The organism is Thermoactinomyces sp. DSM 45892, from assembly GCF_900107305.1.
In the GTDB taxonomy this organism is placed as follows: domain Bacteria; phylum Bacillota; class Bacilli; order Thermoactinomycetales; family Thermoactinomycetaceae; genus Baia.
Genome location: NZ_FNPL01000003.1, coordinates 216,077 through 231,845 on the forward strand (window position 1 = coordinate 216,077; position 15,769 = coordinate 231,845).

8 protein-coding genes are annotated in these 15,769 nt (G+C 42.8%); 7 read left to right on the forward strand and 1 reads right to left on the reverse strand.

Annotated elements, in window-relative coordinates; genetic code table 11:
* The first annotated feature begins 45 nt into the window (after positions 1 to 45).
* Positions 46 to 1,122, forward strand: a complete 1,077-nt coding sequence (locus BLU58_RS03950) for an AI-2E family transporter (protein ID WP_093290927.1) — start codon at positions 46 to 48, stop codon at positions 1,120 to 1,122.
* A gap of 236 nt (positions 1,123 to 1,358) precedes the next feature.
* Here the strand turns inward: BLU58_RS03950 and BLU58_RS03955 are convergent, their stop codons facing one another.
* Positions 1,359 to 1,649, reverse strand: coding sequence for a hypothetical protein (locus BLU58_RS03955; protein ID WP_093290928.1), 291 nt, complete (start codon positions 1,647 to 1,649; stop codon positions 1,359 to 1,361).
* A 589-nt stretch (positions 1,650 to 2,238) separates the two neighbouring features.
* Between BLU58_RS03955 and BLU58_RS03960 the strand changes: the two genes are divergently transcribed.
* The 6 genes from BLU58_RS03960 to BLU58_RS03985 all read left to right on the forward strand — a co-directional run bounded on the left by BLU58_RS03960 (position 2,239) and on the right by BLU58_RS03985 (position 15,648).
* Positions 2,239 to 2,958: a hypothetical protein gene (locus BLU58_RS03960; protein WP_093290929.1), complete on the forward strand. Its 720-nt coding sequence runs from the start codon at positions 2,239 to 2,241 to the stop codon at positions 2,956 to 2,958.
* A 61-nt stretch (positions 2,959 to 3,019) separates the two neighbouring features.
* The gene (locus tag BLU58_RS03965; protein WP_093290930.1) at positions 3,020 to 10,960 is read left to right on the forward strand and encodes a DNRLRE domain-containing protein; all 7,941 of its coding nucleotides are present in this window, start codon (positions 3,020 to 3,022) and stop codon (positions 10,958 to 10,960) included.
* Positions 10,961 to 11,035: 75 nt separating this feature from the next.
* Positions 11,036 to 11,713, forward strand: coding sequence for a DUF7003 family protein (locus tag BLU58_RS03970; protein ID WP_093290931.1), 678 nt, complete (start codon positions 11,036 to 11,038; stop codon positions 11,711 to 11,713).
* A gap of 27 nt (positions 11,714 to 11,740) precedes the next feature.
* On the forward strand, positions 11,741 to 12,415 hold the full coding sequence (locus BLU58_RS03975; protein ID WP_093290932.1) for a DUF7003 family protein: 675 nt from the start codon (positions 11,741 to 11,743) through the stop codon (positions 12,413 to 12,415).
* 51 nt (positions 12,416 to 12,466) lie between these two features.
* Complete coding sequence (locus BLU58_RS03980; RefSeq protein WP_176786488.1) at positions 12,467 to 13,051, forward strand: suppressor of fused domain protein; 585 nt, start codon at positions 12,467 to 12,469, stop codon at positions 13,049 to 13,051.
* Between the two features lie 95 nt (positions 13,052 to 13,146).
* A complete protein-coding gene (locus tag BLU58_RS03985) occupies positions 13,147 to 15,648 on the forward strand; it encodes a colicin D domain-containing protein (RefSeq protein ID WP_093290934.1) in 2,502 nt (833 codons plus the stop codon).
* The last annotated feature ends 121 nt before the right edge of the window (positions 15,649 to 15,769 follow it).

The window sequence follows — 15,769 nt, forward strand, 5'->3', positions numbered from 1 at the left end:
ACGTATCTTAAATAGTGAGAGACAAGCAGATGAAGGAGGTGGACGATGAACCGTTGGTTGGAATCAAAAGGGTTGTATCGTACGGTATTTACATTACTAATCCTAGCGATACTCTATTTCTTATTTCAAATACGCCTTATTTTAGGGGTAGTTGCTGATTTCTTAGGCACTATTTTTATTCCTTTTTTCCTAGCGATGATCATCTCTTACTTGCTTAATCCGATCGTAAATGTATTAGCTGTTCGTAAGGTTCCTCGCTCCATTGCCGTTTTGCTTATCTACTGTGTCTTTATTACGTGTGTCGTAATCTTGATTATGAATATGGTCCCGATGATTCAACACCAGTTAAAAGAGCTGATTGAACATTTTCCGGAGTGGAATGCACAGATCCAGCAAATGATTAAGGAGTACAGTGATCAAGGACGTGAGTGGTTACCGCTTTCCATTCAAACGGGGGTTGAAGATTCTTTACGTCATTTGGAATCGGGCTTAGGAGATGTAGTTACAAGGTTTATGAATGGAATCGGGACAACGATTAATCAAGTATTTCTCGCGTTTGTGATTCCGTTTATTGCTTTTTATATGATGAAGGATGTGCATCAGATTGAGAATCGAGTGCTGAGATGGCTTCCGCGAAATCGCCGCTCGGAGATGGTTCGTTTGTTTCAAAATATTGATCAGGCACTGGGGAACTATATCCGGGGGCAGTTTCTGGTTTGCATGGTTATCGGGATTTTGGCTTATATCGGATATCTGATCATTGGAATGCCGTATGCATTGTTGTTAGCTAGCTTTGTTTCTTTGTTTAATATCATTCCTTATCTAGGACCGTTTTTAGGTGCAATCCCGGCTCTTTTGGTGGCGTTGGCCTTTTCTCCCAAGATGATGGTGGGAGTGGTTGTGGTGAATATGGTGATTCAAATGCTGGAAGGCAACGTGATTTCTCCACAGATCGTGGGCCGGTCGCTTCATCTTCATCCGATTATGATTATTTTTGCTTTAATCGTGGGGGATGAACTGGGTGGATTAATCGGGCTTATTTTAGCGGTGCCAGTGTTTGCTGTGGGGAAAGTGGTGATTGAGCATGTGTTGGAGCATTATATTCAGCGGAAGACGGAGTAGGTGGTGAAGGAGACGGGGCTTTCCGGGGCGCGCATGGTTTGGATAAAGAATAGAAGGAAAGTGAAACCCATCATCTTATGGTGAATACGGCTCTATAGAGCTGTATTCACCATAAGATGATGGGATTATTTTTGTTGTTTGTATGCGAGAAGTAATTTAGTTGAGTTCATAAATTTCCACTTTATCTCTCCACATCATCGTCGTCGCCCATCATAATGAAAGGGGAGTTATATGGGTTAAGCTTCATAGATTTCCACCTCGCTTATTATGAAAAGCTCATTTTGAAGTCGGTGCATTTCTTCAAGACAATCACATTTTTGTAGCTTATCGCCCATTTTATCAAAACAGTTTGACGATTTCAATAATGCTGTATATTCCCGTTGCTTGTATCCGTATCTTCTGGAGAGATGGACCGCTTCTTGGTAGTAGGTAAGAGCTGCGGGAAATTGATCTTGAAACCAGTGGAAATGTCCTTTTACAATAAGAGCTTTTGATAGCTCATATTGAGAGGACTTTAATAAATACATCACTTTATTTCCTAATAGTTGATACTTAAGTCCCTTTCTCTCTTTTGTTTCATCTTAATGTTGTAAGCCTAGCTCTACATACGTGAGAGCTTGCTCGAGATGATTCTCGTTATAGCTACAACCAGATAACTCCTGGTAACAAGCCGCGATAATATTATCAAATGGATTGTGCGTGTATTTCTTAGTACAAAGGTCAATCGCATGCAGAAACTTTACTCTTGCTCTTCTGTAGTCTTTTGCTTCGTAGCAAATGCGACCTTGTAGTACTGTGTATGCAACGGTTCAAATCCACAATATCAGAGTCGTTCAGGATTGTGGATTTGAATTTAATTTACCTAATGCCATCATTAGTCGAGGGAACCAAGATGACTGTTCTCGTTGTTCATGCGGGAGAAGGATTTATCCAAATGTATCCGCCCTCCGCTGCCCCTTCTGCTTCCTTGAGTCTTTGCCCACCCTAGATGATTCCAATTCATAAGGGAAATCGTTTCCCTTCACTTTTTTTATTGACGAATTGTGAACAAATGCAATATATTTCTATTGTATTATAAAAAATATATACTAATCTAAAAAATGGAGGATTATTAAGGTGAGAAAGAAGAAACGAATATTTCTCCGTAGAATGTTGTTAATGGTTCTATCCTTTTTCATATTCTTCGGATCCGCATTTCCTACTTCCACACATGCGGCTGATTTTGCGAATACGACATACAAAGCCGCTGAGTGGGGATTCTTGTCTGTTTATATGAGTGTAAAAGATGTATGGAATAAGATGACGGACGGGTGGACTGTAGCAACGGAGAAGAATAATGGAAGCAAGGAACTAACGGAGAATAAGCTGAGTCTACCCGTAAAAGAGGAGACCCCTAAAGGAAAAAAGGTGGACGACCCTAAGAGGGTGAAGGAACTAGTCGAACAACGGAAGATTAATGCTAAATTCTATGAGCTTTCAGACGGTCGAATCGAAGCAGAAATAAGCTCAGACCCCGTCCATTATCGAGATTCAGATGGGAAATTACAAGATATCCAAAACGATATCTCGAAAACGAAGCAAAAGGGATACGTGTATAGTAACGAAAAGAATCAATTTAAAACACATTTTAGTGATCGAGCAAACGAATTAGTTAAGATTACGAGTGGAAAGCATGCTATCTCAATGGGACTAAAAGCTCCAGATAGATCAAAGGTTTCCCCAACTGTAAAAGGAAACATCATCTCGTTTCCGGATATCTTAAATAAAAGTAAAATCGAGTATCAAACGGAAAATAGCAAAGTAAAAGAAAGAATAGTGTTAAAAGCCAGAGAGTAATGTATTTGACTTTATCCTTGAAACAGGCGATTTAGAGCCAAAATTACAATCAGATGGCTCAGTGTTATTTGTAGACAAAGGCGATGTCGGAGTTTTCAAGATCCCAAAGCCATTTATGTACGATAGCAAAAAAGAAGAAGATTCTCCTTATGGCTATGCATGGAGCCATGATGTGAAGCAAGAGATTGTCCAAGTAGATGGTAAAAATATTCTACGTGTGACTGCTAATAAAGAGTGGTTGAATGATTCAAAACGAGCGATGCCTATAACCATCGATCCAACGATTGAGATTCAACCAACCCCGGGGAATGGGGCGCAAAACAGTAAAGATACGATGATTAACAGCTCCTCACCTACTACAAACTACAATGATAACTGGAGACTATCTGTAGGCGCAGATTCGTCACAAACTTCACGCTCTCTTGTAAAGTTTGATACTTCTGTCATCCCTTCGGGCAGTAAAGTAGACTTCGCACAGGTGCAACTCTATTACGACCAAAACTTCTGTACAGGTTGTAAGGATACCGATCACGATGTCACGTTTAGCCTCCACCGAGTCCTTCAAGACTGGAATCCAGCCGAGGCCACTTGGAGGGAAGCGAAGAAAGGGGAGGCATGGAAGACACCGGGTGGAACCTTCCGATCCGATGTGGAAGCAAGTACCTATGTCATAGACAATACAGATAGCACAGGGATCACCAAGAACGGTACATGGAACTTATCTTCCAATGTATCGGGCGGCGTGAATGGCAGTTATCATGCGGCACAGCCAAATGATAAGAGTGCGACGAACACCTTTACATGGAAGCCCTATCTAAATGAAAGCGGAACGTACAACGTTGCCGCATCCAATGTAAAAGCATCCGATCGCGCTACTTCTGCTCCATATAGCATTACTCACAATGGAGGAACATCCAAAGTTTATATGAATCAGCGGACTGCGAATACCGGTTATCAATGGCTGGGACAATTTCGGTTTGCCACCGGGGATAGTCATAGTATTACGCTTTCCAACTACGATTCCAGTAAAAAAGTAGATGGAGCCATCATCGCCGATGCCATCCGTTTTACTAAGGTAGCCGAAGTGGATAAATCCGCTAACGTGAACAACCGCTGGCATGATTACACAGCACGCGACCTCGTTCAATCATGGGTCGATGGGAGCCAAGAAAACTATGGAGTTCTCATCAAAGCCAAGGATGAATCGAAAAAAGTAGGTGGAGTAAGATACACAGCGAGTCAAAACTTCGATGAAAACTCGATTCGACCGAAGCTAAAAGTTGTGTACGGAAAGCCGTCTGTACTATTAGCGGAACCAACTAAAATCTACGCCAACGGTGCAGAGTTGAAATGGACAAAGTATATCCGAACCGACTTTGTAGAGTATCAGATCCATAGAAGTACCAATCAGAGCTTTACACCAGATGAGACTACGCTGGTCGCACCGATTCCGAACCAAAATACACTTACCTTCACCGATACCACAGCTACGCCAACCCCTGCCTACAGCAGTGATCCGTTTGGACGAGCCTATTTCTATCAGATTGCCGTGAAAACGATAGATGGTACCGTTGTCCCTTCTACAACCCAACTCGTAAGATTGCCTAAGTCGGGTATGGCGATTCAAGTCTTGCAAAATGCCATTGACACTACCATCTCGAGTGAGTATAAAAATACCAGCTTTAACTACTTAGATGAAAAGGGAAATCCATGGGCATCTGTCGGAAATAACAGCGCGACCTTCGGAAACACTCGCTCCCTCTATAAATTTGATCTCTCTTCCATTCCAAGCACAGCAAAGGTAGTGGACGCAGACTTTAGTCTGTGGAGCTGGCAACGAGATAGCGTGGGAAGCAAATATGCTACCTATAATGCTCACTACCTGTGGAAGGATTTCGAATCGGTTCCTAAAACGACGTGGAGTAGTCATAATGATGCCTTTCATCACTCGGTGCTCGATTACGTGACCAATGTTACCAACGATCCTAAGTGGCTTAACTGGGATGTTACAACCGCGGCCGAAAGATGGGTCAAAGATGGATCATCTAACCGTGGTCTCATGATCCGTCATAGTGACGAAGGAAGCAAAACAGCGAAAGAGAAACTACTTACGGTTAGTAGCGAGATGACTCTCGCACCGGAACTAAAACCGAAGCTAAAGGTCGTCTATATCGATAAGAAGGCCGCTAATTCATACTACTCGCCAAAAACACCTACCACGATGAAGTCAGGCCAAAGCTATGAAGTGGAGGTGACCCTTTCTAACCCAACCGATACAGCATGGAGCGGTAGCACCGATTCACTCGGTTGCCACTGGGCACTCCCGAACGGAACGGATCGGACAACCGAAGATAACTGTATCGGAGCCGAATTTAAACCGATTGATGCGAATGGCAATGAATCCGTTGCTACGGTTAATATCCCGCCCGGAGATACGATCACCGTAAGGGGACGGGTTAAAGCACCTGCTATTAGCCAGCCAAACCAATTACGTGAAGGCTTAATCCTCCAATGGGATTTGAAGCTAAACGGAACTTGGCTATCGAAGAGTAAAGACCCGATTCCGACTCTGAATCAGTTCGTTATGGTGGAGGATCCTAATGGTGGGAAGGACTTAGGAGTAGACGATAACCATGCTTCTACGGATGGAAATAAGAGCGGGACAGGAATTAACCTCTATCGTGGGAATGCAAGTTTCTCCTACGCTTCCTTTGAGAATCCATCCCGTGGAGATTTCTCCACTTCTGTAAACCTAACTTATAACAGTTTGGATACCAGTGATTCGCCTATTGGTGTCGGTTGGTCGTTAGATACCTCTAGTTTTGTTCGTTTAGGCTCATCTTTGGGTGATCAGGTTTATACGGATAAACAGGATAAAATCACTCGGGGTTCCATGGATCTAATGGATAGTGATGGAACGAATCACACTTTTACGTGGGATGAGAAAGCGAAAGAATTCAAATCTCAGCCAGGGGACGAGCTCTATCTCCAGTACCTAAGCGGTGGTGCGAGTAGTCGCAAGTGGCTGGTCACTGAACCAGATCGTACACAATACTACTTCGATGATAAGGGCTATTTAGTCGAAGCAACGGATCAGAATGGAAACAATCTTCGGTACACATACGAAGAGAAAAGCGTGAGTAACAAGCCAATCAAGTTGCTACGTTATGTAACCGACTCGCAGAATCGTCAGACGCTAACAATTGAATACAACGATAATCACAAAGTATCCAAGATCAAGGCTCTACAACCAACGGCAACCGAGACACCACAACGAGTCATTGAATTCACATATGACGCGTCCAACCGCTTAACAAAGTTTGTGGATGGTGCGGGAACCAACATCGCAAAAACATACGAATTTACTTATGACCTACTTTCTACCAACGTTATTAACCAGATCAAAGACCCTCGTGGAAACATCACGAAGATCGATTACTATACAGACGGTGAGAATAAGCATCGGGTTAGTAAGATGAGTAACAAAAAAGATGAAGTGATGCTCTACACCTATAAAGATAAAGAGCGAACCGAAACCGATCTGAAAGGGAACTCAACCAAGTACCTCATGGATGACAAAGGAGATCCGGTTAAGGTTACGGATGCCAAAGGGAACGTAACCGAGTTCAAATATGATCAGAACCATAACATGACGTGGAAAAAAGATCCCAATGGTGGAATTACCACGTGGACGTATGATGAACTGGGTAATGTCTTAACCACGACCGATCCGGTGAACAATGCGATCTCAGATGAATCCAAACGGAAGTCGACTCGCTATGACTATCAGTATTCGCTCAACAAGCATGTAGCGGAGTTGATCAAAACCACTACTCCAGAAGGCCGCTTTACTAAGACCACCTATGATGAGGTAGGAAATGTAGTATCGGTGGAGGATACCGAAGGAAATAAAACCACTACTGCGTACCACGGAAATAGCGGACTCGTGAAGAGTGTCACTGATTCAAATGGTAAAGTCACTACCTACGGTGACCCGAGTGCAACTGATTTCGGCTATGATGCCAACGGGGAAGACAAGAAAGAAACCGATGCTCTAGGAAACACAACGGTTACCCAATATGATGACTTTGGCAACGTCATCAAAGTGACTGACTCTAAAGGGAGTATTGCCACCTTTTCCTTCGATGTCTTTGGCCGACCGCTTGAATCCAAGATGTCGAAAGACCAAGCAAAGGGCGAGTTTATCACTACCCCTGCCCCGGTCTATGATGCAAACGATAATGTAGTCGAGAAACGTTCTCCTACTGGAGCGAAATTTGTTTATAAGTACGATGAGTACGACCGCTTAGTAGAGGAAATCGAGCCGAAAGATCATCCGAGTGATCCAGAGAAGAAAACCACCTATTTCTATGATGAATTAGGAAATCTCATCAAGGAAGTAGAGCCGAAAGGCAATCTAACCGATGATCCAAATGACTATACCACGACTCACACATACAACGAACTGAACCAACTCATCGCCGTCACCAACAGCCAAGGGCATAAGATTACGTACGAATACGACAAGATCGGGAACCAGACCAAAGTCACACAGCCAAAAGGAAACCAGACCGCGGACAATCCTAACGATTACGTCGTCACAACTATGTATGATGTAAACAACCGACCGATTAAAGTGACCGATGCAGATGGAAAGTCCATCGAGACTGTTTACGATGCCGACGGCAAAACGATTCAAACCAAGGATAAAGAAGGCAATGTTCATAACGTTTCTTACAACATCCGCGGTCTTGTAGCAGAGGAACAATCTCCACAAAAAGCGGGTGTAACAAGAACAACACGTTATACCTACGATAAGATGGGTAATGTGATCCAAGTCGATCCACCGCGTGGAACTGCTACTCCGTACGCGGATGACTTCGTTCAAAAGAAGACGTACGACGATCTCGGCCGAGTAAAAGAAATCATCTTCCCACGTGATCCCAATAGCTCAAACTCGCGCTTCAAGGAAGAGCAAAAAATCATGTACAAATATGATTCCGTGGGCAATGTCATTGAAGTGAGTACACCGCCTTCCGAAGGACAGACCGAGCGTAACGTGTCTACCTTCACGTACTTTGACAATGGACTGCTGAAATCCATCACGGATACATGGGGTGTCACGACGAAGTACGATTACAACCAGATTGGGAACCAAGTAGAGCGCGTCGTTACCAGCTCCGACGGCAAAGTCGAACGGAAAATGTCGTGGGATTACTTCCCAGACGGCAAGCTAAAGAAGAATACGGACGAGGGTCTGCAATCGAAAGGAAGCACCTCTGACAACGAACGAAAACAATTCGAATATGTGTACGACCCAAACGATAACATCGTTTCGATGAAAGACTCTAGCAGTAACAAAAAAGTGGATGAATACCGTACCTCCTATACTCCTCTTAATCAGGTGAAAGAGGTACAAGAAGTGGTTGATGGGATTGTCAAACGTAGTATCGGGTACGATTACGATGTTCACGGGAACTTGCTTAAGCAGGAGTATTCGAATAGCATCTCGGAATACAGTTATAACGGCTTGGATCAAGTCACCCAATTCTCTCAAAAGAAATCGGCTCAGGATAACAAACCTCAAGTGTATGGTTTTCAATATACTGTGAGCGGAAAAACCAAACAAGAAACAAAGCCAAACGGAATCGTAACCGATTACCAGTACAATCCAGACGGTTCTGTTGCGGGGTGGGAATCCAAGAAGCCAAACGGAACATCCTTGCAAAAGCATAGTTATGAGTACGACCTTCATGGAAATCCCGTTAAGGATGTATACAGTGGTCTCGATGCAAACAATAAGCCAATTAACAACACGTATGCATACACATACGACCCACGAGATCGTCTAGTCCGCTACGATAAATCGGGAACCCAATCCTCTACCGAAGAATACACCCTTGATGCGAATAGCAATCTGGTGCAAAAAACGAGAGACGGTGTACTTTCTACCTATAAATACGACAAAAATCGTCTCATCGAGGAAACGGAAGCTGGACTCGCATCCAAGTATATTTACGATGCAATGGGTCGTGTTGAGAAGATCACATCGGATGGCAAAGACAAAGAAACATTCTCCTATGATCAATTTGATCGCACCGTCGAGCATACAAAGCTGGACAAAGATAATGTTACGACCATTAAGTCTCGTTTTACTTATGACCCACTTGATCGTACTACATCAAAAGTAGAGAAGGCAGGTACAGCCAACGAGAAGGCCACCACCTTCAATTACTTAGGCAACACCGATCAAGTCCTATCCGAAGAAGTAGCAGGTAAGGTTACCCAGTCCTATTCCTACTCTGCATGGGGCCAGCGACTCACCATGCTAAAAGAAGATACGAAGGAACTCTCCTACTTCGAGGCAGGAAATAACGGTGTCGAGATGCTGACGGATGAGAAAGGAAATATCCGTGCCACTTATGGGTTTACCCCATATGGGGAAGACGATAAAGACATGTTTACGGGTGTCGATAAACCTGACCCAACGAAACCTAATCAAGATGCGTACAACTCGTATCGCTATGAAGGCAAGCGTTGGGATTCGAATACACAGTCTTACGATCTCGGATTCCGTGACTATCGACCCGGAGAAGGACGATTCCTAACCAGCGATTCATATACCGGTGCGAACGCACATCTGGCTCTCATGATGGATACTGGAAACTACAATCTATACGGTTACACGGGTGGAAATCCGATTTCCAATAGCGATCCAGATGGTCACGCATGGTGGAATAATTGGAATGACTTCAAAGCAGGTGTAAAATCTGCTGCCTCTGCCGTCGTATCCACCGTATCTACCTACGCTCAGAAGGCATATACAGCGGTCAAAGAGGTAGTGAAGAGCACGTATAGGGCAGTGAAAAAGGTTGTTAAAAAAGTAGTTGCTCCGATTAAGCGAGCGATCAAGAAGGTCTACAACAAGGTAAAGAAAGTCGTCAAGAAAGTTGTAAGCTACACCAAGAAGGCCGTGAAGAAAGCCAAGAGCACTATTAAGTCCATCACCAAGCCTAAACCCAAATCGGCGACTAGTAGTAAAACTTCGTCTTGGGTGTCTACCATACGAGAAGCGGCTTCATGGGTAGTGGCCGAAGTCCCGATTTTAAGTAGCGTCAACGATGCTGTAGTCCTCATCGCTGGACATGATTACATCACCGGTGAAGATGTTCCAAGGCTCTATGGTGCGATTGGCTTGTTTACACCGATTAGCTCGAAAGAAGCAAGGCTTGGTGGGAAGCTCGTTGAGACAGCTGGAGAACAGATCGGGAAACGAGTAAACTGCTTTACTGCAGGTACCCTAGTTCGTACAGATCGTGGAGATAGACCCATCGAGGACATTCAAGTCGGCGATAAAGTCTTGTCCAAAGATGATAAAACAGGGGATCTTGCCTACCAGAAGGTAGTTAGCATCATGAGCAGAGATGTGGATGAGATCTATACAGTCCACGTAGGCAATGATAAGATCGAGACCACAGCCGAGCACCCATTCTGGGTAGAAGGCAAAGGCTGGTTAAAGGTAGAAGATTTAAGTATTGGTGATTTGCTTCTCACAGCAGAAGGAAAACAACTGCCAATCAAGAAGATCTCAGTGGAGAAGAAGCACGCGACGGTTTACAATATGACTGTCGAGGGTTATCATACCTATTTTGTATCTGATTCACACGTCTTTGTTCATAACAAATTGAAGCTTGACTTGCAGGCTTTTAGTGAGAAACCCAATACCTTAGTACCGGGGCCTTATGCAAAAGAATCTGTTCCTGGAACTAAGAGTAGAAATTGGACCAAAGAGCAGAGAAGTGAGATTAATAGGATAGGTTACGAGTATGGTTGCCACACATGTGGTAGAAAAGATCCGGGGGACTTTAAGAATTTTGTTCCTGATCACCAGCCACCTATTCAATTCAAAGATCAAGAAACGTATGATCTGTACCCTCATTGCAGTATGTGTGCGAGACGCCAAGGAGGGCAAGTGCGAGCTGAATTATCGAGGCGTAGGTAGGAAAATAGAAAGTCAAGTATCTGCTCTTATTGATTAAGAATAGGGGCAGGTACTTATTCATGAAGGAGGATTCGCTTGAGCCTAATATTAGAGCAATTTGATTTAGCTGCGGAGAAATTTGAGTTTCCTGTTTTAGATAACTATAACGTAGACTTAGCACAAACGAGACTTTTAGTTTTCAAGGACGATCATGATTGGTTGGTTACATTTGAAGTTGTTGGCTATTTTATATCTGGTCAAACCTTCACCAATGATCTTTACGTATTTGGAAATCAAATTGAGAAGTTCGGGTTGTCTGAGTGCTATGAGAATGTCATTAGTGAGTGCGGGAGTGAAAAACCTTTTCCATTTATTGATTCTAATGGTAATTTCGAATTGGAACCGCTGTCATCAGTATGTTTTAAAATTTGGAGAGAGGAAATCCGTTTATCACCGACTGTGGGTATGTATAGAGAGGCAGGGATTGACCTAGCAGATTTCTCACCGACCAAATTTTTACGTTTGATATCATATTTGCATAGCGAGAAGTTATGGTTAAAAGAGGAGTTTATTTTTAACAAGCTATCTCTTGAACCAATGGAATTGTTTTACAAGACAAGCGAATGGCATCATAACGACGTTTTAGTGAAGCCTAGTGAGCATGAATTCTTTCGGCAACTATCAAAAGCAATTGAGTACGGTAATGTTGGGTTGATACCAACAGGTAATGTAAATACTCATTGGAGTAACTGGGCTACTAGCTCCGAGGAGTAGATGTATTGAAAGGGAGTCGTATGTGATATGAATCCTTTATTGTACTTATTAGACAAGAAAGCTGATGAGTTTGATTTTCCTATTTTAGACAATGCTAATGTTGATTTAGCTCAGACTCGTCTCTCTATCTTTAAGGATAATGACAACTGGCTTATGACTTTTGAAATGGTAGGTTATTTCATTCCGGGACAAGATTTTGCGAGTGGGTTGTACGCTTATAGCAATAATCTTAAGCACAATGGATTGAGTCGGATTTTTGAGGGGGTAGTCTATAGTCTTGATCAGGGACAACCCTTTATAGATGATAATGGAGATTTTCTCCTATCTCCGTTCGAAAGAATTTGTTTTAAGATTTGGGAGGACACGTACTGCATTACACCAACGTCTGAGGATTACCTACATGCTGGTTTAAATCCGGAAGAGTTTTCCCCTACTACTTTTGTTAGACTTATTAGTTCACTATACAAGGATAAACTTTGGTTAGAGGATGATCTCATATTCTCTAGTTTATCTTTGAAACCAATGCCTTTATTTTTCAGAACTGATGAATGGAATCATGATGATATTCAACCGAGTGAACATCTCTTCTTTCAACAAATAGCTCAAGCACTCGAGAAGAATGATGCTACTTTGATTCATATTCAAAATCCAAATACTCATTGGAGTAATTGGGAGACCAGTATTTCAGAGAGTGATTATTGATGAGAAATGGAGAGTGATCCTGAACTTTCTAGTTCCGATAGGAGCCGCCGTATGAGTGTAACAACCAAAAGTAGGCAAGTAGCACAGGTGATAAGAGAAGCCTTTTGTGGTGAGAGGAGACCTGCTGTCATAAAGTATTGGGATGATAGCAGGAAGAATTCAATAGGTGTAGTAATTGCCTCAGACAGTCCTGCCAAAGGTTACACTTCCTATTCAACAGTTGGACTTTGGGAGCATTCAATTGACCGTTTTGTTGATGGAGTTCCTCTACGAGTGGAAATCGCAGGATCTTGTATTTCTGATTTTGAATCTTTCCCGAATATGGTATCTACTTGTGCATTTAATATCATTAACTCTGGATATACCATTTTTCCGGGTGCTATATATCCTGATGTAGTAAGAATGTATATGCCAGATTCTCAAATGCAACATGCTTTCTTTGTTCCGCCTTTTTTATGGGAAGGAGAATTAAAGACTATTCGTTTTGAAGGATGCAGTATTACGTGGTTGCAAATGATTCCGATTTCTGACGAAGAAATGGCTTATGCAGAGAAGAACGGAGCATCAGCTCTCGAGGAACTGCTAGAGCAAAAGGAAATTGATTTTTGGGATCTGAATAGATCATCTGTACTCTAACTCATCTATCCAAGGTGATTGATAAGAAATATCTGTGTATCGCTTCTGGGCTTCGGTCTGGATGCGGTTTTTAAAATAGATTCAAGTGAACAAGGATGCTATATAAATCACAGCATCCTTGTTTTATTTTTTCCTACGCAGTAAAAGGTAGTTCAGCAGATACCGAACGAAAACAGTTTGAGTACGTTTACGACATCAATGACAACATCATTTCCATGAAAGATTCTAGTAGCAACAAAAAAGTGGACGAATACCGTACCGTCTATACCCCTCTCAACCAAGTGAAAGAGGTACAGGAAGTTGTCAATGGGATCGTCAAACGGGGCATCCAATATGACTACGATGTTCACGGGAACCTACTCAAACAGGAGTATTCGAACAATATCTCCGAGTACAGTTACAATGGCTTAGATCAAGTCACGCAGTACTCACAAAAGAAATCGGCTCAGGACAAGCCACAAATCTATAATTATCAATACACGGTAAGCGGACAAACCAAGCAAGAGACCAAACCAAACGGAACCGTAACCGATTATCAATACAACGTAGACGGCTCCATGGCACAGTGGGAAACCAAGAAAACAAACGGGACTTCCTTACAAAAACATACCTACGAGTACGACTTGCATGGAAATCCAACCAAGGACGTTTATACGGGTCTTGATGCGAACAACAAGCCAATCAACAACACATACGCGTACACATACGATCCACGAGATCGACTTGTCCGCTATGATAAATCCGGAACACAAACCTCCACCGAGGAGTACGTCCTTGATGCAAATAGCAACCTCGTGCAAAAAACAAAAGACGGTATACTCTCTACCTACAAGTACGATAAAAATCGTCTCATCGAAGAAACCGAAGCAGGACTCGCATCTAAATACATCTACGATGCGATGGGCCGTGTCGAGAAGATTACCTCCGATGGTAAAGACAAAGAAACCTTCACCTACGACCAATTTGATCGTACCGTCGAGCATACGAAATTGGATAAGGATAAGGTTACTACCATCAAGTCCCGTTTCGCTTATGATCCACTTGATCGTACTACAGCTAAGGTAGAAAAAGCAGGGACAGCCAATGAAAAGACGACTACCTTTAACTACTTGGATACAAGTGATCAAGTCCTATCCGAAGAAGTAGCCGGTAAAGTAACGAGATCTTACACCTACTCCGCATGGGGCGAACGGATGACCATGCTCAAAGAGGATACGAAAGAACTCTCCTACTTCGAAGCAGGGAATCATGGCATCGAAATGTTGACAGATGAGAAAGGGAATATCCGCAGCACGTACGGATACACTCCTTACGGTGAAGACGATAAAGACATGTTCACAGGTGTCGATAAGATTGACGCAACCAAGCCCGATCAGGATATGTATAATCCCTTCCGCTATGAAGGCAAGCGTTGGGACCCGAATACGAAGTCGTACGATCTCGGATTCCGTGATTATCGTCCGGGAGAAGGACGATTCCTAACAAGTGACTCTTATAACGGAGCAGGAGCCCATCTAGCTCTTATGATGAATACAGGGAACTACAACTTATATGGCTATGCTGGAGGAAACCCGATCTCCAATAGTGACCCAGATGGTCATTTCTGGGGCAAATTATGGGACAAAGCCAAGTCAGTCGGAAACTCCATTGTTTCCGGGGCCAAAGAAGTATATAACACCGTAGCTTCCGGAGTAAAACAAGCCTACAATACTGTTTCTTCTGGAGTGAAAAAGGTCTACAATAAAGTCAAAAGCGGAGTCAAAAAAGTTTACAACAAGGTTAAAAAGGTAGCGAAGAAGGTCTATAATACCGTCAAGAAGGCCTATAACAAGGTAAAGAAGACGGTTAAAAAGATCGTGAACAAGGTGAAGAATGTTGTCAAAAAGGTAGTAAAGCCCGCCGTCAAGAAAATCGTCAATACAGTCAAGAAAGTGACTCAGTCTGCCACCAAATCGGTTTCACAGTTTATTAGAGGGGCTAGTGATCGGACGACAAGTAATATGACCTTAGGGATTTTTAATCCCGAAGATCCTTATGAGGAAAAAGGGATTCCCTATTATCTAGGAGCTATTACTGGGGATGTTCTTACGATGATGGTAGGAGTAGGCGAAGTAATAGGTAGTGTAGGTGGAGCTGTGATTTCTGCTGGACCTACAGCAGGAGCCAGTGTAGCAATTGGTGTAGCAGGGGCTACGTATGGCTCTGGAACTGTGGCAGGGTCTTTCGGGAATCTTAGTAAAGATGTTTCGGATTTGATTAGCTTGTTCTCTAAAGGTGGAGGAGGATCTAGCAATCCAATCAATTTTAGCTCCGGACAACTTCAGAAAAAATTTAAGCATGCAAAAGATTTTGGTGTTGAAGGTAATTATAATAAAGCGAATGCAGCTAAATTTGAAGAGGCAATGCAAGCTCACATAAAAAATCCCGATACCCAAGTAATCCCGGGTACGTATCGTGGTAAGATGCCTGTAACTCACTACTTTAATCCGAATACAGGCTTGAATGTTATGTCGGATGCAGTTGGAAATTTCCATAGTGGTTGGGAGTTGGGTCAAAAGCAAATTGAATATCTTCTGAAAAACGGTAATGTCCAATAAGGTGTGAAATTTTTGTGTAGTTTATTAAGGAGCATTCCTGTAATGAAAGAAAGTGAAGTTTGAAAAAGAAAAGTGCCTCCTGTAATATGCGGGGTATCGAAAGATCCCTAATTTAACAGAG